The 20,744-nt window shown below is 36.4% G+C and carries 21 protein-coding genes and 1 pseudogene; 11 read left to right on the top strand and 11 right to left on the bottom strand.

The window, feature by feature from the left end; genetic code table 11:
• Positions 1–111 precede the first annotated feature (111 nt).
• The 3 genes from AC3FI7_RS07775 to AC3FI7_RS07765 form a co-directional block, all read right to left on the bottom strand.
• On the bottom strand, positions 112–1,224 hold the full coding sequence (locus AC3FI7_RS07775) for an alpha/beta hydrolase-fold protein (RefSeq protein ID WP_343658878.1): 1,113 nt from the start codon (positions 1,222–1,224) through the stop codon (positions 112–114).
• On the bottom strand, positions 1,163–1,789 hold the full coding sequence (locus tag AC3FI7_RS07770; RefSeq protein WP_343658877.1) for a hypothetical protein: 627 nt from the start codon (positions 1,787–1,789) through the stop codon (positions 1,163–1,165). The genes AC3FI7_RS07775 and AC3FI7_RS07770 overlap by 62 nt, the downstream gene beginning before the upstream one ends.
• A gap of 73 nt (positions 1,790–1,862) precedes the next feature.
• The gene (locus AC3FI7_RS07765; RefSeq protein ID WP_142724464.1) at positions 1,863–2,672 is read right to left on the bottom strand and encodes a helix-turn-helix domain-containing protein; all 810 of its coding nucleotides are present in this window, start codon (positions 2,670–2,672) and stop codon (positions 1,863–1,865) included.
• 368 nt (positions 2,673–3,040) lie between these two features.
• On the opposite strand from AC3FI7_RS07765, the gene AC3FI7_RS07760 reads away from it, so the two are divergent.
• Positions 3,041–3,289 (top strand): hypothetical protein, encoded by a 249-nt coding sequence (locus tag AC3FI7_RS07760; RefSeq protein WP_142724465.1) that lies wholly within the window; start codon positions 3,041–3,043, stop codon positions 3,287–3,289.
• Positions 3,290–3,727: 438 nt separating this feature from the next.
• Here the strand turns inward: AC3FI7_RS07760 and AC3FI7_RS07755 are convergent, their stop codons facing one another.
• Complete coding sequence (locus tag AC3FI7_RS07755) at positions 3,728–4,966, bottom strand: phage integrase SAM-like domain-containing protein (RefSeq protein ID WP_142724466.1); 1,239 nt, start codon at positions 4,964–4,966, stop codon at positions 3,728–3,730.
• 495 nt (positions 4,967–5,461) lie between these two features.
• Here AC3FI7_RS07755 and AC3FI7_RS07750 point away from each other — a divergent pair, with 495 nt between their 5' ends.
• From AC3FI7_RS07750 to AC3FI7_RS07730, 5 genes and pseudogenes are all read left to right on the top strand, one after another.
• On the top strand, positions 5,462–5,896 hold the full coding sequence (locus AC3FI7_RS07750) for a transposase (protein WP_308463714.1): 435 nt from the start codon (positions 5,462–5,464) through the stop codon (positions 5,894–5,896).
• A gap of 17 nt (positions 5,897–5,913) precedes the next feature.
• Positions 5,914–6,231, top strand: coding sequence for a helix-turn-helix domain-containing protein (locus AC3FI7_RS07745; protein ID WP_142724467.1), 318 nt, complete (start codon positions 5,914–5,916; stop codon positions 6,229–6,231).
• A 50-nt stretch (positions 6,232–6,281) separates the two neighbouring features.
• Positions 6,282–6,728 carry a hypothetical protein gene (locus AC3FI7_RS07740; RefSeq protein ID WP_142724468.1) on the top strand — a complete coding sequence of 149 codons (447 nt, stop codon included), beginning with the start codon at positions 6,282–6,284 and terminating at the stop codon, positions 6,726–6,728.
• 181 nt (positions 6,729–6,909) lie between these two features.
• On the top strand, positions 6,910–7,512 hold the full coding sequence (locus AC3FI7_RS07735; protein ID WP_343658876.1) for a Crp/Fnr family transcriptional regulator: 603 nt from the start codon (positions 6,910–6,912) through the stop codon (positions 7,510–7,512).
• Positions 7,487–8,656, top strand: a pseudogene (locus AC3FI7_RS07730) (IS256 family transposase). The gene AC3FI7_RS07735 and the pseudogene AC3FI7_RS07730 overlap by 26 nt, the downstream one beginning before the upstream one ends.
• 95 nt (positions 8,657–8,751) lie before the next feature.
• Here the strand turns inward: AC3FI7_RS07730 and AC3FI7_RS07725 are convergent.
• The 4 genes from AC3FI7_RS07725 to AC3FI7_RS07710 all read right to left on the bottom strand — a co-directional run bounded on the left by AC3FI7_RS07725 (position 8,752) and on the right by AC3FI7_RS07710 (position 12,571).
• Positions 8,752–9,321 (bottom strand): hypothetical protein, encoded by a 570-nt coding sequence (locus AC3FI7_RS07725; protein WP_142724475.1) that lies wholly within the window; start codon positions 9,319–9,321, stop codon positions 8,752–8,754.
• A gap of 52 nt (positions 9,322–9,373) precedes the next feature.
• On the bottom strand, positions 9,374–9,706 hold the full coding sequence (locus AC3FI7_RS07720) for a DUF4870 domain-containing protein (protein WP_142724476.1): 333 nt from the start codon (positions 9,704–9,706) through the stop codon (positions 9,374–9,376).
• Positions 9,707–9,820: 114 nt separating this feature from the next.
• Complete coding sequence (locus AC3FI7_RS07715; protein ID WP_142724477.1) at positions 9,821–10,564, bottom strand: LytR/AlgR family response regulator transcription factor; 744 nt, start codon at positions 10,562–10,564, stop codon at positions 9,821–9,823.
• Positions 10,565–10,567: 3 nt separating this feature from the next.
• Complete coding sequence (locus AC3FI7_RS07710) at positions 10,568–12,571, bottom strand: sensor histidine kinase (RefSeq protein ID WP_491461761.1); 2,004 nt, start codon at positions 12,569–12,571, stop codon at positions 10,568–10,570.
• A gap of 248 nt (positions 12,572–12,819) precedes the next feature.
• On the opposite strand from AC3FI7_RS07710, the gene AC3FI7_RS07705 reads away from it, so the two are divergent.
• From AC3FI7_RS07705 to AC3FI7_RS07685, 5 genes are all read left to right on the top strand, one after another.
• The gene (locus AC3FI7_RS07705) at positions 12,820–13,299 is read left to right on the top strand and encodes a hypothetical protein (RefSeq protein ID WP_142724479.1); all 480 of its coding nucleotides are present in this window, start codon (positions 12,820–12,822) and stop codon (positions 13,297–13,299) included.
• Between the two features lie 2 nt (positions 13,300–13,301).
• Positions 13,302–13,760 (top strand): hypothetical protein, encoded by a 459-nt coding sequence (locus AC3FI7_RS07700; protein ID WP_142724480.1) that lies wholly within the window; start codon positions 13,302–13,304, stop codon positions 13,758–13,760.
• Positions 13,747–14,256: a hypothetical protein gene (locus AC3FI7_RS07695; RefSeq protein ID WP_142724481.1), complete on the top strand. Its 510-nt coding sequence runs from the start codon at positions 13,747–13,749 to the stop codon at positions 14,254–14,256. The genes AC3FI7_RS07700 and AC3FI7_RS07695 overlap by 14 nt, the downstream gene beginning before the upstream one ends.
• 116 nt (positions 14,257–14,372) lie before the next feature.
• Complete coding sequence (locus tag AC3FI7_RS07690; protein ID WP_142724482.1) at positions 14,373–16,058, top strand: tetratricopeptide repeat protein; 1,686 nt, start codon at positions 14,373–14,375, stop codon at positions 16,056–16,058.
• A gap of 34 nt (positions 16,059–16,092) precedes the next feature.
• Positions 16,093–16,602, top strand: coding sequence for a GNAT family N-acetyltransferase (locus AC3FI7_RS07685; RefSeq protein ID WP_142724483.1), 510 nt, complete (start codon positions 16,093–16,095; stop codon positions 16,600–16,602).
• A 195-nt stretch (positions 16,603–16,797) separates the two neighbouring features.
• On the opposite strand, the gene AC3FI7_RS07680 is transcribed toward AC3FI7_RS07685, so the two are convergent.
• The 3 genes from AC3FI7_RS07680 to AC3FI7_RS07670 form a co-directional block, all read right to left on the bottom strand.
• Positions 16,798–17,295: a hypothetical protein gene (locus tag AC3FI7_RS07680; protein WP_142724484.1), complete on the bottom strand. Its 498-nt coding sequence runs from the start codon at positions 17,293–17,295 to the stop codon at positions 16,798–16,800.
• 671 nt (positions 17,296–17,966) lie between these two features.
• Positions 17,967–18,845 carry a hypothetical protein gene (locus tag AC3FI7_RS07675; RefSeq protein ID WP_491461760.1) on the bottom strand — a complete coding sequence of 293 codons (879 nt, stop codon included), beginning with the start codon at positions 18,843–18,845 and terminating at the stop codon, positions 17,967–17,969.
• Positions 18,842–20,698, bottom strand: a complete 1,857-nt coding sequence (locus AC3FI7_RS07670; RefSeq protein ID WP_491461759.1) for a caspase family protein — start codon at positions 20,696–20,698, stop codon at positions 18,842–18,844. Before AC3FI7_RS07670 ends, AC3FI7_RS07675 begins: the two co-directional genes overlap by 4 nt.
• Positions 20,699–20,744 lie beyond the last annotated feature (46 nt).

The following is a 20,744-nucleotide window of genomic DNA, read 5'->3' as shown; positions in this document are numbered from 1 at the left end:
CTAAACGTCCCACTCATTTATAATAATACACACGGCATAGGTAAATAGTCCAATTAACTATGTTATCTGTAATTCTTAAGTTTTGTTTGTCTCTTGTCGCACAAATCAAGATTATATTACTATTTTAATTTGATTTATCCAAACTTGCTCTCTGTCTCTGTGCTCCTTAAAAATTTGTAACATCAATTTCTTATCATATTCTATTTTCTGGTTGAAATATAGTGTCCCATTGACATACACTCTTACTCTTTTATGTAGGTTAACCATTTCTGGTGAGATATAGATATAAAACGATTTTAGACATGAAGTTCTCACAGAGAAAGTATTATTGATATATGAGGCCTCTATTTTTCCAGATTTCCTTTTTAAATTAAAGGCTTCTTTTTTAACCTTCTCTACTGTTAAGCTATCATCTTTATTATATTTTAGCCATTCTGTTATTTTAAAATTCAATTCTTTGTGCCAAGTCGCTTTTGATTTAAGGGTATCAAGTTTTGCATTAGATAACCAGTCTATAGAACCATATTTCTCATCATCAAATTCCCAGGAAATATCTTTAGGAAAAGGATTTCTTGTTCGGTCTTTTATGCTTTTAAAAAGTATTTGATAAGCAGGTTCAGATTCGTCAAATTTAGGAAACCAATGAGGAAAACCAGTATACCGATATTCTTTATAATCTGCATTTATTCCTTTCATAAGTTTTGTAAGATCGTCATTGGCATTGGGAGGGTAATAATAATCGTGATCAGTAGAAAAATTAATGAATAAACGGTTTTTAATATTCTCCACGAAGGTTCCGCCAGTGAAAACTTTAGGATATGTATTAAAACCATAGAAACCTGCAAACTGGGTAGATTTTTTCATTAAGTAAGAAAATGAACCGGTAGCTCCATTAGAGTGTCCGGAAATAAAGACTTTATTGTCGTCAACATTAATTGTTTTTTTAATCTGTTTCAGCATATCAGGTATCATGAAAAAACCATCATCAGGATTCATCCAGTTATATTTTTTACTTCCTTTTGGAAAAACCGATATCACATTATTTAAATCCGCATATTTGGTGTAAAATCTGTTCCACCCACCTAAATTTTCCTGTACCGTCTGATAATCTGACAGGACATTTACACTGACCGCACCGTGTAAAAAGAAAAGTAGAGGATATTTATTCTGAGGATTGTAATTGTAGGGTAAATGGATAAGATAAGAAGTTTGTGCAGAAATCATTTACTTTAAAGGTGATGGAATAATTCTGTTGATTTTTCGGTAAATATGGATTGTAATTTTTTATCTTTTCATACAATATTCTGCCATCCATAGCTTCATCCAAAGAATATATCTTTGCCTTGAAAAACTCATCTTCAATTTTATGTAACTCCTTATAAAATTTTTCTTTATTCTTTATGGCGTTTTGTTTTAATACAGTCCACCTTGGGTCAGCTAGTAAATTTTTATATTCACTTTCTGCTGATTCTCCAATAATATAGCTCCAGCCCGGAATACCATCTTCATCAGTCGTCATCTTGGCCAATGGGATAAGGTATTTGAAGGCTTTATTATAATCTTTCAACTCTGCCGCAATAACTGAAGATTTGTAAAGCCCAGTTCCATCAATACTGTCAGGATACATTCTAAAAGCTGTTTCATACATTTCCAATGCTTTTTCGTAACCTGCTTCGTCCTTAGATTTCCACATAGTCTCCAATGCTTTTTGTGTTAATGTTGAATAGTTATCCTGTCCATTTGCAAAAAAAGCGATTAAAATAAGGGTCAACGTTAAATAAAATTTCATACCTAAAATTTGATAGAACAAAAATAGCAGTAATAGGTTTTGAAAACTTGTAAAAATGGAACATTACACTTATTCAGTGCAAATGCCAGAATATATCCTGATTTCCCAAAACAGTTCCTTTGTTGAAGAAACTTTTCGGTGAGTCAGCTGTAAAATTTTTGTAGGTCTTATTTAGATGGGATTGGTCATTGTAGTTAAATTCATATGCAAGTTCAGTAAAGTTTCTTTTAGGATTTTCAAACAGTTTATCGTTGATAGTCTTTCTAAACAAAACGATTTCGTGAAATTTCTTAACAGAAACCCCTAAATATGATTGGAAGTTTCTATTGAGATGCTGTCTACTAATTCCAATTGTACTGGAAAGATCTGCAACAGAAAAATTCTCGCAATTATTAAATATATATAAGATTGAACGTTCTAAGATCGAATTTTCAACATAATTAAACCTTCTTAGCAATAACCTGTCGAGCGAAAGGGCTAAAGTACTAGTATCTGTGGTACAGAATATTTTCTGTATCTCAGAGTGTTCAAAAAAATCATAATTTGTAATATAATTTGCAAAATTAAGGTCTTTGTAGAACTGCTGAATTCCCCAAGGCTTAAACACAATAACAACTCTATGTACTTCTCCTCTTTGTGTTACATTAAGAACTTTCTGCCTAATTGGCGTGAATATTTGTAAAGTACTATTGGCGTTGCTGAAAATAATTTCTCCATTTTCTGACCAGATGTGAGATCTATAAAATGATATTGTATTATTGAAATGTGGAAAGCATTGAAATTCGTTGATACTATTATCAGGTTTAATATCCAAATAATAATAATCCACATATTTTTTGATCAATAGCTGTTGCGGTTTAAAAGTTTCAAAGATATCCTTCATTCTAATAATGACGTAAATATATTGAAAAATAGACAATAATAAACTTTAGGGAAGCAAAATCACGATTAATATTCTAAAGAACAATTATTTACCAAAGAAAATTTACGCATCTGTATTTAAATTTAACAAAACTATGTTTTAAGAATTTTTGAGGAACTAATACAAGTTTTTGGAATTATGGATGGTTATATATTACTTTTGGTAAAGTATGGGATAATATCTGATGACTTTTTGTAATTTATACTAAAGTGCTATGATCTAACTGTCAATAGTTAAGCACAATCGCACTTGCGAACTATTTATTTAATTCAAGCGTCATCTTACAACAAACTGCCATCAGCCGCAGTTCAATTATAGAGTTGTTTTAGATGTCGGTAGCAATAATATTTACAAACATGGAGGATAATTTTCAGTACAGAATATCAAAAGCGCAAAAAGAAGATATAGCTCAAAATTTAATAGATTTTTTAGAGAAGGAGATAGAATTAAAAAATGAATCTAAAACATTTATTTCAAATTGGCTTTATACCGGCCATGATGAAAAGAGAAAAGCATTTTATGATGTTTGGGAAATCGTGCTAAAGAATTACCTTCCCACTTCAAGGCCGCCTGATTAAAATCTGCTTCTATACCTTCCGAGAATTTATGCCTTCGGCAAAAAATCATGTAACATAATTCTTCAAACGCGTTCGTATGATTATCATTTCTAACTCTAAAGGAATTCCAGTCTATCTTATTCATCAATGTATTTTATAGGGATCAGTAAACAATATTCATCGGCTATTTGTTATTATTTGCAAATTAATTCTTTTTGACGACAATCCTTACTATTATAATATGTCCAGAAATAAGAATTTTCGTAATTTACCTAGGCGAATCAATGAACTAAGTCTAGACACATTTTTTGCGAGTTTAAATATGCTTTTGCAGGTAGGGATTCAGAAGATAGAGCTGGGCTTTAGAGTTCTTGCAGGGTGCAAGTCATTGAAAATTTCATCTCGTGCAGAAACGAATGATTAAAACAGAAAAGCTTTTACATGCCAAGCCGATAAAAGTTATACCTGAAGAAATCTTTCTTCATACATCCTATCAAAATAATTACTCAATTTTACCAATCTTTCCTTATCAAACGTATTGATATACTTTAAGAACATAACTTCAGTGCTATGGCCAGTTGCTTCCATTAGTAATGGAGTAGGGATTTTTCCATAGAAGTTGGAGGCAAAACTGCGCCTTCCGATATGACTGGTTATGACCTGCCATTTCGCTATTTTCAGAAGCTTTGTCCTATGACCGATGCGTTTTCGTGCATTGATGAATTGATTAAGACCGGATAACCTGGCTATTTCTTTAATACTTTCGTTATATTTCTGTACGGATATAGAAGTGGGGAATTTATTTTCGTTCCCATTAATTATATTTTGTACAATAGGATGTAAGGGTATTGTTATTTCTTTTTGTGTTTTTTGCTGCACGAAATTCAGACATTTTTTTTTATTTATTTCTGTGAGTTTTTCAGATGAAAAATTCATGAAGTCGGATACTCTTTGTCCGGTGTAACAACTTATTAACAACCAGTTTTTTGCATCTTGAAGATGCTCGGGGACGTGTGTGTATTTTATTTTTAATATTTCGGGTTCACTTAGGGTGATAATTTCTTTGCACTGTCTTTCTCTTCGTATTTCAAGTTCTCTGACCCTTGTATGAATACCCATCCTTTCTGCAAAATTTAGAATCGTCTTTACAAAATGAATTGTTCGATAGACTGTATTTTCACTGTACTCTTCTTGCTTTCCAAAAATCAGAAAATCTTTAATAAATGTTGGGTTTACCTGATCTATAAATTGTCTTTCCGCCTTAAATCCCTCAAATTTTTGAACCAAATTAAAGAAGACCTTGTACCTTTTATAGGTGGAATTACAAATTAGCTCTTTTCTGCTTTGTAGGTAAACATCCATATAATGGAGCAGGGTCGTTTCCGGATAATGCGAATTTTTGCGGAGACAAATATTTTTTATCGTACTCGAAAACAGCCTTGGACTGACTACTTTATTTTTGTTTTTCCAATTTTGATAGCATTCAGTAAGTTCTACTTTTAATCGATTGATTTTATCGTTTAGATTTTTATATTTTTTTAGATATATATTTTTGGGACGCTCTTTCTTTTTGTCCCATTCCGATTCTGCTATTCTTAAGGGAGTGTAAGCAATAAAGGACTTATTGGATTCATCGGTAAATTTAAGGTTGATATTTCGTGTGGTTCCAGCATTTGAAAGAAAAAATTGGAATGTCATTATTGATAAACTAATAGATTAATTATCAACGAAGTTAAATAAAAAAAAGTAGTCCTATCTAGACTACTTTTATTGGTCAAAGATAACTAAATATCTTTTAACATAAAAATATTAATCCACTGTTAGTGAAAATGATGTAAAATAAATTTTCTATAATTTTTTATATTACTGTCTGATAAGGGCTCAATAATAATGCTGTTATGGTTGTTAATTTTATAATCATAGACATTGAATCAATGCATTAAAATTAAAAGTAGTCTAGATAGGACTATACTTGATTTTATATCCCCATAATTGTTTAAAAACTTAAGGTACATTAACTAAAAATCAGAATCATGAAAACAGCCAACAAACTTCATTTCCGATAAAAGCAGTTCATTATAAAATCCGACGTAACCAAAACTTTTCAGCCCATTACAATTTTATAAAACTGAGCATATGGGTCTGTAAACCAACTATAAATGTTTAGTAGAAATTAAAATAACAAAATATTAGATGAAGATAGATTTTAAAGATATTCATATAGGGAATCTAATAAAAATTCTCGTTTCAGAAGCCGGTCTAAGCACAGATAGAATATGTACATACATGAATCTCTCAGAAGAAGAGATAAAAAATACCTACCAGACAGATACTTTAGAGACCAAACTCTTATTAAAATGGTGTAAACTATTAGAATACGATTTATTTCGCTTTTATTCCCAACATCTGCTGCTTTATTCTTCTCCGAAAGGAGCTGATTACAATAAGCCGACTGAATCTGTATTACCGCAGTTTCGTAAAAACCTTTATACAAAAGAGGTTATCTTTTATATACTGGAAACAATTGAAAATAATGAGAAAACAAAAAATGAGGTAATTAAAGACTATGGGATTCCAAAATCAACACTCAATAGATGGATTATTAAATATGGAAATAAAGCGTTCTAATAACTTGAAAATATAAAATGATGCCTGATTACAAAAAGATTTATAGTGATATTCTGAATACCAGGTTTGCAGAGAAAAAGAAAGATTGCGCGGGAATTTTAGGTAAAGAAGTGTTATCCCATTTGGATATTATTGAACTCAATACCATAATTTTTGGAGCTGAAGACGCTAAGAGCTGGGAGTTTGACAGAAAACATCGCTCTTATAATCAATATACCATACAGAAGATTCTTGAATATCAACATAAAAATCAACTTAGTAATAGCCAGCTTGCCCGGCACTATAAATTAAGCAGAAATTCTGTTGCTCGGTGGAAGAAAATATTTAACCTCTAGTTCATTAAAAGAAAATCAATAATTATTGTATTAAGCTAAAAGAGTAAATTATGATCGTTACCAATAGAGATAAAGTGATAACACAGATGAAAATTTTTCAAGGTCTTCTTATTCTTAGTTGCAATTTGGCGGTGGCCGCTTACATACTTACATCAAATATATATGAATACTTAAGATGGCCAGGGATTACGTTTTTTATAGTTATTGGTTTGGTATGTATTGTTAAGATAACAAGATTAAAAGTATTCCACTTTGAGAATAGTGGTGTTATTTTTACTATTAAATATTATCATCCTTCAAAAAAAGGCTTAATCTTTCCGGCAGTAGAATATCCTGTCGATAAAATGAGAACTTTAAAAATTGAGAGATCTTTATTTTCTGATTTTATTATAATGGATGTTTACTTAAAGGAAAAAGAGAAGTTATTCCGTATTAAAATGCGTGTCAATGGTATCAGTGATAGTAATTATCGAAAGATTGCCAATTCATTTTCGTAACAGGCCAAATTTTGTTTTGGTTGTAAGCGATGGTTTTATAAATGTTACACATTAGAAGTTTAGTGTCTGCACCATATGAAATATTAATATGATGTATTTTCAACTTTAGATAAGGTGGAAATTGTATTCGCATGAACTGTTTTTATTCTAAAATATTTCTTTAATCGTTAAATATATTAGCATGATTACCGAAGAGCATATATTACTTCATCATGGAGCATATTATAAGAAATATCCAGCCAAAGAGATTATTTTTCAAAGTGGTGACGTTCCGCGTTTTTTTATTCAGATCCGTAGTGGAACGGTGGAGTTAAACAATTATCATGATGATGGACGTGAGTTTACTCTAAATATTCTTTCTATGGGCGATAGTATCGGTGGATCACTATTGTTTAGCACCCAAAACTATCCGATGAATGCCATAGCAAAAACGGATTGTATCGTACTGAAATTATCCAAAAGCAAATTTTTGGAAATGGTGAAAAATAATTCGGAAATTGCCTTAAAACTTTTAGAGGACTTTTCCCATAGCCTTTATCATAAATATACAATGCTGTTTAATAATTCTTCTATAGATCCACTAGCAAAAATAACATCCTTGCTCGATTATTATAAACGATGTGCTAATGAAGAAAAACGTTATTGTTACCATCTGCCTCTGACCAGACAGCAAATCGCGAATCTTACGGGGCTACGCGTGGAGACAGTTATCAGAACCATAAAAAGAATGGAAGAACTGGATCTTGTTCATTTAAAGCATCGACAAGAGTTTATCTCCCAATGATGGCGTTCTAGCGCCCTTAATGAAGCACTTACTGGAGTCGATGATGGATAGCGAGCTGGAAAGTCACCTTCAGGAAGATAAAGCTTCCGGGAACTCCAATCGTCGGAATGGCAAGACCAAAAAAACTGTTCGAGGTCTTAATACCGGTACATTTGAACTTGAATCTGGACGGGATAGATCTGGTACATTTTAGCCCAAGGTAGTTCCCAAACGTCAGCTTATTATAACAGAACAGCTGGAAGGTCATGTGCTGAGCATGTATGCCAAAGGTATGAGCACACGTGCAATAAGTGATTTTATCCGTGGGATGTATGCTATGGAGATTTCTGCAACTGAAATATCCCGTATTACAGAAAGCGTCATGCCTGCTGTTAACGAGTGGCGAAGTCGTCCGCTAGAAGCCGTCTATCCCTTTGTTTTCCTAGACTGCATGCATTATAAAGTCCGTCAGAACGGTACGGTTGAGTCCCGGGCCATTTATAATATCCTGGGCATAGGAATGGATGGTCGCAAAGACTTGATAGGGCTTTACAGTTCGGAAAACGAAGGAGCTAAATTCTGGTTATCCGTACTCACCGATCTAAAGCAACGCGGTGTAGAGGACATCCTGATAGCCTGTATTGATGGACTGAAGGGTTTTCCTGAAGCTATAGAAGCTATTTTTCCAAAAACAAAAGTTCAGTTATGCATTGTCCATCAGATTAGATCAAGCATGCACTACGTTACAGAAAAGGACAAAAAGGCTGTTATTGAAGATTTAAAGCCTATTTATAAAGCTGTAAACGAAGAAATGGGATATGAAAAACTACTGGTCTTTGAAGAGAAATGGGGCAAGAAATACCCCATAGCCGCTAAGTCATGGCTCGATAACTGGATAAACCTCTCTACTTTTTTTGAGTATGATGAGCAGGTGCGTAAGACTATCTATACCACTAATCCTATTGAAGGAATGCACCGTCAGATCCGAAAAGTAACGAAGTCTAAAGGTGCATTCAGTTCTGAGCAGGCTCTTATGAAGCTGCTGTTTCTGATAATAAAGGATATCTCTAAAAAGTGGACAATGCCAGTGCATAACTGGGGCTTGACCATATCCCAACTTTACATTAAATTTGGGGATAGGCTCAAACTTGATAAAGGCTTTTAGATTTTGGTTAATTATCCAATGACACAGTTCAGTTTACACTCCCTATTTTATATCCGACGACACGTTGTTTTCAATTCTGATAGACCGAGCCTATGCTAATAGTTATAATACTTTTTCAACCAGTTTTGAAATTTGTCTTCATAGATTTTCTGTGCTTTTTTGACGATCTCATCCGGATCTTCTGTAATTTCAATACCATAGTTTTCCAAAACCCAACTTCTGTACTCTTCTATTTTTTCGCTGGGCTCATAATCATCTTCATCTTTATAAAAATAGATTTCATCCCAACCAATAGAGGGTTCAACATCAAAGGTTAAAATTTCCAGCAACTCCTTTATGTTTTTAGCCACAATATGAATTCCCCCCTCACTTCCAAATGCTAAAATAGGGGCCTCAGCTAAATTTTCATTTTTGTCTACTACCCAAAATGCATAAGTTGAGCCGGTTCCATCTGCCATTGCAAATTCTATAACTGAGGTTGTAAATTCTTCATCGTCTGAATAACCTTTTATTCCACTTTTATCTGAATAATCTCTCCCGATATAAAATTGGTCTGAAAAATTTTCATCATCTCCAATTGAGTTCTGAAAATTAACAAGATTTATTAATTCTTCAGGAATTTCAAAATTTTTGAAGTTTACTTTAAATTCACTTAGATCGACCATTCTTACTGATTTTTATTTTTATGTCCCGTGTTTAATATCGGTTATCCCCAAATTATTCGTCTATGAATTTGAACTGATTTTCGAAAAACTTACCGATAAGGGGAAGAGGCTTCTTAGCTTCACTGGCGGCATTAATGACCCCGATGACAAAAAGAATGAAGAGTACGATTCCAATGTAATTGATAAAATAAAGCATAGGTGCCAGAAAAAGAATAATCCATAAACCTAAATTAAATAGCACGGATATGATAAAAAGGCCGAGACCCTGTTTCAGATGGTAAGTCACAAGGTCGCTCTTGGGGGTGATATCATGCCTTTTAATGTAGGCCACTAACCATCCAATAATTGTAATGTAGGATAAAATCGCTGCTGTTTTGCTTTTCATAATCAACTATTTTTCACAAAAATATCACAAGTTCAATTTCTATTGACAGCAGATTGTTTTTCAGTATTTACGGCTTTGCATTTATCTTGTTTGGATTTTTATCCGGGTTATATACTACTGATCTTCGTTTTTCATGATTTTAAAGAAGCGTTCCCTGTTAGCACGGGATATGGGTATGATATCATTGTTCAGCATGTTTATAAACCCGTCCTTTGAGAAGTTGGCTACAAAATCTACATTTATTAAATGGGACTGATGTACCCGTATAAAATTGGGGGAAATAAGTATATCTTCATAATACTTCAATGGTTTGGAAACAATAATCTGCTGCCCGCTTTTTAGAATAAATGTTGTGTAGGAACCTGAGGTTTCGCACCGGACAATGTTTTCGAGTTTTACAACATGCATAGCTTCTATGGTAGGCAGCACTATTCGGTCATGTTTTTTTGCAGTATCAGAGGAAGGGTCAATAACAGTTTGAAAATCCATGTACTGAGATTTTTTGAGTGCCATACGCTCAAGGGTTTCGCTCAGCTCATCATAGTCTATCGGTTTCAGGAGATAGTCGATAGCATTGAATTTGAATGCCCTTATCGCATGTTCCTCATAAGCGGTAGTAAAAACAAGATGGAAGTTCTTATGGTCAATCTGTTCAAGAACATCAAAACCGGTCCCGTTTTTCAGCATGATATCCATAAAAACCAGGTCTGGCTTTAAACGGTCAATAATTTTGACGGCTTCCGGGAGCCCTTCGGCATAACCGATAATCTGGATGCTATCTGGCGCTGCCATTTCAAGAAGGATAGAAAGGGCCTCTCTCAGATGATATTCATCTTCTATAATAACTGCTTTGTACATTTTTTATAATATTGGAATATTGATAGTTATTGTGCATCCCTTATCGGAACTCTGTTTTGAAAAATGAGGAATAAGCCTGTCTGATCCGTTCTTTTCATACAAGGCCAGTCTTTCATCTATTATTTTAATAGCCAGCGGATCATGATTGTGTTTGTTTTTGTCTTTTTGGGATGCTTCCATGCCAATTCCATTGTCCTTGATAACGCAGATCAATACCTGTTCTGCTGTTTTTTTTGCAAATGTTATTATCAGGTTTCCTTTTCGCTGTGTCAAAGGCTTCAGCCCGTGTTCGATCGCATTTTCCACCAAAGGTTGTAGGAGCAGGGGCGGTATTTTTTCGTACATATTTAGCTCATCTGCAAATTCGAACCTATAATCAAATGAATGGTTAAGTCTCAGCTGCTGCAGTTCAACGTAATTTTTCAAGTTTTCTGTTTCTTCTTCCAGGGTTACCGATTCTTTCCTGGAATGATACAAGGTCTCCCGGGTTAGTTTTGCAAACTTATTAAGATAGGTGAGCGCTTTTGTTCGGTTATCTTTCAGGATAATGCTCTGAATATTTGCAAGGCAATTAAAAATAAAATGGGGGTCCATCTGAGACTGAAGAAAGCGCCGTTCCAGCGAAAGCTTTGCCAGCAGGTTTTCAAGACTGTCCTTTTCCAGCAGGTTGAGTTTGAGCTGGTCATTTATTTGCTGCTGCTTCAGGTTATCAGCCTGTTTCTGGTAAAATCGCTTTCTATAGTAGAAGGAAATAAAGATAAAAATAACAATAACAAGCAAGATCAGGGAAATTACATATCCAAGATCCTTATTTTTTTCCTGAAGCAGTTTCTCATTCTCTAAGTGTTTTATTTTGCGGATTTTTTCAGCAGATTCAAATTTTATTTCCGCAAGCTGCAGATTCCTTTGCATTGTTTCATCGTAGGTGAGGCGATTATATTTGCTAAAAGACTGGTCATATAGATAATACGAAGAATAATCATTTTGCCTTGCGGCGACTTCCTTGAGACTTGAATAAAACTGGGCTAATATTTCATGGTCTTTATATGGTAGTCCTAGCTGATAAGCAACTCCGTCCAGAAACAATTGCTTTGCTTTGCTGTACTCGCCCTGATATAACAGATACTTTCCACGCAATCCGAGACTATTTCTGTATGTAGCCTTCACACCATATTTTTTGCTTATGGCGATGGCCGTATCCAATTGTCGTATAAATAGCTTTTCATCCATCAGTTTTGGCCGCCTTATTAACAATGCTGCAAGGTTAAGATGAGAAATGGCAATGTTACTCTTACTGGGAATTCTGGTATCGTTCTGTGAGGAAAAGTCTGCGGTCTGTTTTAAAAATTTCACCGAATTTTTCCATAAGGAAATGTTATTTTGGTCTTTATCTGTCAAACCTGTCAGATAAGACCCCATTGCCAGGCGGGCATGCAGAATGCTTTCGGGATCTGAAGACTGTTTGGCATATTTCATGGCTTCGCGCACATATTTTTCGACCCGGTCATCCGAACTTAAAGAAAAGCTATAAGAGATATCGGCGCATATCTGAGCGCAGAGGGCATAATTTTTATACCTTTCAAAAAGTGTGTTGGCTTTAAGCTGGTAATTCAGTGCGGCTGTATTGTCATCGAAATAGGACTTAAGATTTCCCATGACCATATAAGCGTAGGCCTTTGCGCGCTGATCACTGGTCTGTGCGGATATTTTGTAGGCTTGCTCTGCATAGTTATTGAATTCCTTCGGGTTATTCAGTCTTCGATAAGTTAGCGCTAAAAAGGTAAGACAGATCACTTCATCCCTTTTCGAATTTGATTTCCTGGCCAATAATAGCGCACTATTGAGCATTTGTTTCGCTTTGGCACTATCCATAAATCTGCAGGAATATCCCTGGAATGCCAATGACTCTATTTTGGAGTCCTGCGCTTTCAGCGAACTGGTGAATGTCGTAAATGATATCAATATTGCAAGGAAAAAAAAGAGACTGTTTAAATACTTGTGATCCATAAAATTCTGCAATATTTTTTGCAAATATAGCTATTATATCAGTGTTTCAATTTTTCGAATAGGGATCCAAACTGATATTTTTTGTATTGAATATGGTCGTTGACAGGTGTATTGATACCGATGCAAAAATATATCCGCCAAATAAAAAGTAGAAGCGTCCAGATACAAATTGCCTCTTGTTGTCAATAGCTTTAAAATAGTAATATTGATCTACTAAATTTACCAAAACACATCATTCTATGTATTTTATGGAAATATTTAAACCGCTGAAATCTGTCCTGTTTTTATTTTTAATGATTTCTGCGGCCTGTAATGCCCAGACCGGGGAGAAAACCAAAAATAAGATCGAATTCTTAGTGAAAGGTAAAGACGGTATACCCATCCATGCAGCGCGGGGGGTATCGTTGACATTCAGTAACCCGAACAAAGGTGCGTCTTTTAGTTTTGCGTCCCCCGGTGAAAATAAAAAAAAAGAGAAGAAATATTTCCTGACCATTGATTTCGAAAAGATGAGTCCTGAAATCCTTAAATTGATGAAGGATTACGACAGTGATTTTTCTGGTGAACTGCGGGTCATCGGTAACGCTGACAATCTTCTTTCACAGCACATCGAATTTTCCGGTGCATCTCTGGATAACGTTGCCTACCAGTGTACACTGGACGAGACAAGCATGTTCCTATACCTTTGGTGCAGCAAAATCAGTGTAAATGGCGTAGAACTTAATTAACTATGGAAAATACGTTTAAAAATTTTAAGAAAGTAGGAAACCGTTATATACTCAAGCGGCAGTATGGATTCGGTATATTGATCGTGACTGGTCTTGCGGTTATGGCCTGGGTCGGATATAATTCAGATAACAAGGCTATGATGTGGATTTTTGGGATCTTCGCGGCAATATGTTTTTTATCCATTTATACAGAGCGCATGGTGATTGATTTGGATGCAAAAACTTTGTTTATCAAAAGGGGATTAAAAGCAGAGATCAGTATTCCATTTTCTGATATTGGCCATTACCAGATGAGCAGGTTGATTTACATCTTTATACCGGTCAATACTTCACTTAATGTGTGTTATTTTACCGCAGGTGAGGAGAAGTTCGCTATTGTCGCACAGGGCCTGTCAAAGCGGGCTATGCAGGATATTTTAAATGATATTGAAGCAATAACACTTCCTTATGCCGGAAAATAGCAAGTATAAAATTGTTGACAGCGGCAGGATTTTTAGTTTTAAGCCCAATCGCTACAGCCTTAAACTTTCAGTCTGGACACTTGGTGTTATTTTGTCACTGATCCTGTTATCCACTATCTTTTATCATCATCTCACCAGAGGACTGGTCATTCTGCTTGCTGTTCTTGGCCCATATCTTATTCTGCACAGCCTTTATGATATTTTTATACGGGCCGAAATCTGTTACCTGTTTGACCGGATGGATCGGACAGTATTTAGGAAAAAGCCTTTTTTTCCTAAGAAAAACCTTATGCCCTTTGAAGAAATGGTCATTTTTACAAGCACCAGTGGCGGCTATTGGCATTATGCCCTTGGGGCAAAAAATAGTCATTTGGTAAAAAGCTACCGGATCAGTGAGGATTTTAGGAATGGCAGAGTGAAATCCTTGAAGGAATCAGCATATGAGGTTGATATCTTAACAAAGCTCTATGAAATGACGCAATTGCCTGTACGTTAAGGATATTTTAACTGCAGAGAATACAAGCAAAGATATAATTGTATTGGTTTAACTGCTCAGTTGATCATTTTCAGCGGTCGGTTTTTCCGGATTTAAAACTAATTACACAAAAGCAAATGAAAGATACACTTCATCAGAACGCATTAAAAGCACTTGCCGAAGGCAGTTATGGCTTGGCAGCAAAATTTTGGCTTGACGGATATTCCCTTCCTCGCGGTTTTGAGGAACTCCATAAAATATATTGCCGTATCGATAGCCTGAATGAGGGTAGCATTGATCCTGATCTATGTGCAATATTGGGTCTTATAGCACTTGACAATAACGAAGTATTTGAATCCGACAGGGAGAAAGCCTTAGAAAAATGCCTTGACTGGGCTACTAGCGGTCTGCAAGTTGATCCTGACCATTACCACTGTCACCGCAATGCCGGTTCTGCGCTTTACTGGCTTGAGGACTGGGATGGAGCTCTGAGTTATTACGAAAGGTCCTGTCAATTACGATCCTCTCCAGTATTAGAGATACGAATCTTTAGGATGCTCAATAGACACAGCAACAGTCCGGACTTTTCGCAGCTTCAACCCTCAGTACATTCGCAATCTGCTATGGAGCTATACAATGCCGGGGTTGAAATCGATTATATTCTAACTCAATATGCCGATATGCCCGAAGCTGAAAGCCAGCGTCTTACTGAACTGAAAATACATCTCTACAACCAATCCTACGAGCTTTATAGAGCCGCAGTTTTGACCGACCAGAATGATAGTCTTAATTACGACCCGCATACATTCGCCATGTGTTGTAACAATCTTGCGCGGGAACTGAATTTTAAACAGGCATATCAGGAAGCAATCACTATTGTCAACGAGGGTATAGCACAACGTAAATTTATGGTGATTCTTCTCAACAGGATGTATATTTATATGAGCGCCGGCATGCATGAGAACGCCATTGCCGACGGTAAGGAGCTTTTGAGAGAATATTCTGAAGAAATGGACTTTGTGACCCTGATCAGCACTATTGACGGGGTATGCTTGAGCCACGCAGATATCGATCAATATTCGGGAATGCTGTATTGGGCCGACCAAGGACTTGAACTCTATCAATCGGTAGATCCGGGAGACTCGGTTCTTCAAGAAGAAGAAGTTGTACGCTGCGTGACCAATTTCTACATATCTAAATCCAAGGCAATGTCGATGCTCGGCCTAGAAGTCAATAATTCCGAGGATGCTGAGCAGGCTGACTCCTTACTTGAAAATATGCCCGACAATCCGAGTCTGATGATCAGCAGAGGAGAAACTTTTGCAAGGGAAAAACAATGGGAAAAGGCCCTTGAATGTTACGATCAGGTAGTACATTTCGGGCTGGAAAAAGGAATGGCGAGAACTGTTCAGGTGGCACTGTACAACCGTGGATATGTTTTGGAAGCGCAAATGAAAGATAGCGAAGCAGCACTTGAAAGTTTTGAGCAGAGCATTGGGCATGGAAACAAAGATTTTTGGTGTTATTACTGGGCTGTACACAGTGCGTACCACCTGACAGAAAATGAAAAAGCTGTATATTATGGCACAATAGCAATCTCCCTGTTGGCTGAACAGAAAGAAGTAAAGGATGATATTGCGGCAGAATTATATGAACATATCGGTACTTCGCTGATTGATATGGGTCAGTATACCGAGGCGGTGAAAAATCTTGAAATTTCACTTAAACTTTTCTATAATCGCATTACAGAGGATAACTTAAAAATTGCAAAGGCGAAAGCGAAGGAACCAACAGGTTTTTTTAGAAAATTTTTCGGTGGTTAGCAAAACTTTAGTCTTTTAAACTTAATATTGGAGTATGAAGGGAACAATCATCAGAAAAATTGAAAAGTTGGACAATGAGGCTCTTTTAAAAATCATCAGAGCTGTTTTTGAAGAGCATGATGCACCAAAAGAGGGAACTGTCTATTCCGATCCGACGACTGCTGACCTATATGCACTTTTCAGCAAAGAAAGCGCAGTGCTTTGGGTAGCTGAGGTAGATGGTGTCGTGGTCGGTTGTTGCGGGATCTATCCTACTGATGGACTGCCTGCTGGCTGTGCAGAGCTGGTTAAGTTCTATCTCGATCCAACGGCCAGGGGGCTAGGGATTGGTAAAGCGTTAATGAAGAAAAGTATCGAAAGCGCAAAGAGTCTTAGATACGATAAGATCTACCTAGAGAGCTTTCCAGAGTTTTCAAAAGCTGTAAAAATGTACCGGAACCTGGGATTTAGATTACTTGAAAACCCATTAGGGAATTCTGGACATCACGCTTGTTCTATATGGATGCTTCGTAGTGAAGAACCTACCAAAATTAAGGCTTTATAAATAGTTCATTGTTAATTTAAACTTTGTAAGACATCTTTTATAATCTTTAAATTGGGGCGTCATCCTAAATCAGTTCTTAGCTTTATTTGAAAAAGGAATTTAGTTATAAGGAATATAACTAAACTCCGTATTATTTACTTACTCACTTAGAGGAATAGTTTTAATATAGATACCAAGTTAAGCTGTCATATTTGTTTATTGAGCAGCGGTTTCTAATTTTCGGGCCACATCCAACATCTTTTTGGCAAATTCCACTAATTTTTCATACAGCCTGATATGCATTTCAAGGTACGTTAGCTGCTTGGTTTGATATTGCTGTCTGTAAAAAAACAAATTTGTTTTATAACGTTCTAGGTTTGTTAATGCGGTATCTTCAAGTTGACCGGAAGCAGTTAACCAATCTTCTTGATCTATTTCTTTAATGGCAATTTCAACGTCATTAGAACCAGGATTTTTCTGCATGTCTAGCCTCCATAATTCCAAATAGCCTGACTTCTCTATTAAGGCAGTAATCGCTTTGTCGTGTTCAGGATCCGAGAGCAAATGTTCTGTCAGTTGATTAAATGTCTGTATATCCTTTCCAGTGATTTCCCTGGCACTGGAAAAGATATGATTGTTTATTGCTACCTGCTGGCTTAGCACCGTATTCTCTTCTCTGGCATATGCAATCTGTTCGTCACTTGCCTCCGTCAAAACATCGTTTATAACGACTATTTTTTTCGAGCTTGTCAGGTCAAATGGAGTACAGTAATTTGGATCGTCAACTATTTGTAGCCCTGCCTCGGCATAAGCCTGAGCTACAAAGCGGGTACAAAATTGCCTGTTGTGATCAAAATCTGCCTCTGTGTGTTCTTGTACAGTTCTCCTCGCTTCGTCTCCGGAATATTCAGTACCAACTTTTGTACGAGCTATATCAACTACCCCCTTTATGAAATGGGGGTCTTCTAGTCTTTTGCACGCAATGCGATTGCTGCTTCAGTACTTTCGAATAACATCCTGCGGGTATTTTCTGCTTGTACCCTAGGACCTTTATTGGAATGTATATGACTGGAGCCTCCCGTATACAACATGGCGTGGTGATAAACAGAACCAGTCTTATCTTTCATGATCGCACTTAGTCGTGGGTCGACATTTAGCAGCAAAATGTCCCCCTCCTGAATTTTCGTTAAATCGAAAATGTATTTTTCATATTTCTTATGTCTATTTAATAGAATTGATTTTTGAATGTTTGTCTTTAGTTATATGGGATAAATTAGTCAACCATAAAATTTCTTTTTTGCTTTAAAATTGAGGTTGTTCCAATTTTTTAAGGCAGGGAAGGGCTCAATTATGTCATAAGTTCTTTCAAAACTGAGGTTACTGCTTTATTTGTTTAGGGCATTATAAATACGTAGCGCTACCTCTTTATCATTTAAATAGCCTTCAATACCATGTTTGTTGCTTGTACCATTTAGAACTTTGTTATAATTCGTAATGATAGGATCAGTGGTAAAATATGGTTTTTCTAGAGGGAACAATGAAACTGCATCTTTTTTATCAAATGCATTGTACCATCCTGATAATGAGCATGGGGGATTAAGCAATGGGCTTTCGAGATTTCTTTTAATGACTTTCATACCCAGTGGCGAGCCCACTGTAATAATCTCTTTAATGTTCTTGATTTTGTACTTGCTGAGGATATTATAAGATATCACTGAGCCAAGGGAATGTCCTATCCACACACATTTTTCTCCTTCTTTTGGAAGTGAGCCTGAGACAAAGTCATCTATGGTTTTTCTAATGACAGGATTTCTGAGATAGTGGAAGACATCATTGGTAATTGCCCAGAGGGTTGCCTGCGCAAAATCTGATTCAGAGTCTATCGCCCTCAGAATTGCCAGGACCCACGGCCAGTTCTGCGCGCCCTTTTCAGTAACGTCCAGCTCGCTCAATTCGGCAATCCTCTGATCGGTGATTCCTGCATTTGTCGCCACAGTACCCAAAAAATCAACACAGAACTGTGAAAATTTAGGATCGATGCCACCGGAACCTTTTTCCACGACTTTTTCCTGAAAGTTATTTCTGTCACTGATGAGGTTCATCAACATTTTACCATAATAAGGGAAAATGATGTCTTCTTCGGAGAGGTCCAATGTCAAATTACTTTTTTTAAGTCCTTCTTTGAGCGCTTCTATCCATTCTTTTTTTAGTTCCTCTTCGTCACGGTCCTGCTGGGAACGCCCATGTAATAATACTAGTTTCATTTTTTTGGTTTTCTATGGTTATCGTTAATTAGTTTAGTAAGTATTTCTGTCCCCTTAGCGGAGAATGTCGTCCATAATCCAGGTTCCAGATACTTTGTGGCCTCTAAAATATCTTCGCTAATAAATTTCTCATATAAGTCTCTATAAGCCCATCCACTTGACATTACCGGACAAAATGAGGCTATCGACGTTTCATCGAGCTTTCCTGCAAGCATTGCCACATCAAAAGGAACCACTGGGTTATCCAGGATCATATAATCATAAACAGACCTGATCTTTTCAAAATTTCCCGTTTCCCTAAACGCATAAGCCGCGTAAAGTCCTAGAGAGGGATCAAGCGCTTTTCCATATCTCAGAAAACTTCCGGCATCATCATATCCCAGTTTGGCGAAATCAATTTTTTTAAATGCGTCTTCATAATTGAAACCATTATTGGCCGCAATGGCAACAAGATTTCGTTTTTGAATGATCATTTCTTTTTTTTCCTGATATTGTAAATAATTGTAAGAGTTTGATTTGACGGGTGTGTAATTGATGGTAAAGAGATAGCCATCCTTAAATATGAGCTGCGCGACAAAGCCTTCAATTACAGCAACTGGGATCGATCGTCCATTTTCTAATAAGAGCAGCCCATAACGGCTATATCTGTAAGGCTGTTCATGATGAAAAGATATTGAATTCGCATTTCTGTATCGCCAGGGCATATTTCCCGCATAGGCAGGAGTGATAAAATCAATCATCGTTTCACCGATCAGTTCTATTCCGGTATAGTGTTCGTAAACAGGATCTCTAAATAGCTTATCGGATGCAAATACATTTTTCTCAGCTACATTTTCCACCTGAGTCGCGAGATTATTCTGATCTGACTTGTTGTTCCATAGATTTATCGAAAGGTCTTTGACATCCTTGAGAACATTTACTTTGAACATTCCTGGATCTGCGGGCTGTACTTCAGGTTTGCTGACTATCCAATTTTTCAGCATTAGGTTTTTCCCCTCCAGATCAGTGAATGTTGCCAGGGGATACTCTGTTTTATGGTTTTGTACCCTGATTTCAGGAGATTGTCCCTGCGTGACACCGAACGCTCTGCTTTCGACATATTCTCTAAGTTTAAGATCAACTTCCGGAGCCGAAATAATCCATTTTTGATTTTCTTCCCTTAAGCTCTTATAATTTATATCAGCCGAAAGCTTTACAGGATCGTAGTACTTTGAAAGGTATCTCTTTATTTCGGTCCCGTCATCGATGTCGTTATTAACGACAGTTTCCGGGACTTCCCCAGATAGATATTCTATCAGAGATTCTGTAAATATTCCATGCGCATCTTTAAGATTGTCACCTGCAATTTCGTAGGCTGGCGCTCCAGGTCTTGTTGCATAGAAAATGTCGATAGTATTGTTTGTGTCGACTTTTTGTTTTGCAAATATGGTCTGACCACTGGTTGGCTGATAGTAATCAGTCGGTAAAGATCTGCAGGCATCTGATATGAACAGTACATATCTTATCTGGCAGTTTCTTGCGTCATCTGCTGATCTTGTCAAGCCGATTATTTCATTGTCGTTTTCACCACCTTCTGAAAGATACCAAAACTCCTGATTGGGTCCCCGGGAGATTCCATGCCCTGAAAAATACACAATGATCTGGTCATATACCATTTCTTCAAGGCATCCCTTTATAAAATCGTAAATTTCCCGAACCCTTACAACGTTGCCTTCCTCGTCAATAAATAGTTTTGTCTGGTACCCATGTGCGGAAGCCCATTTGGAAAATTCAATTGCACCTAAGGTTGCGCCCTTGAGCCGTGCGAAATTATTGACATTATTCACCCCTATGCAGATCGCGATTTTAGACATGGTTAATAGTTTTTGGCTTTAGATATAAATGTAATAAAAAAATGTT

It is taken from the genome of Chryseobacterium sp. TQ-BC-N36, from assembly GCF_058382295.1.
This window is presented reverse-complemented; position numbering and strand designations above follow the sequence as displayed.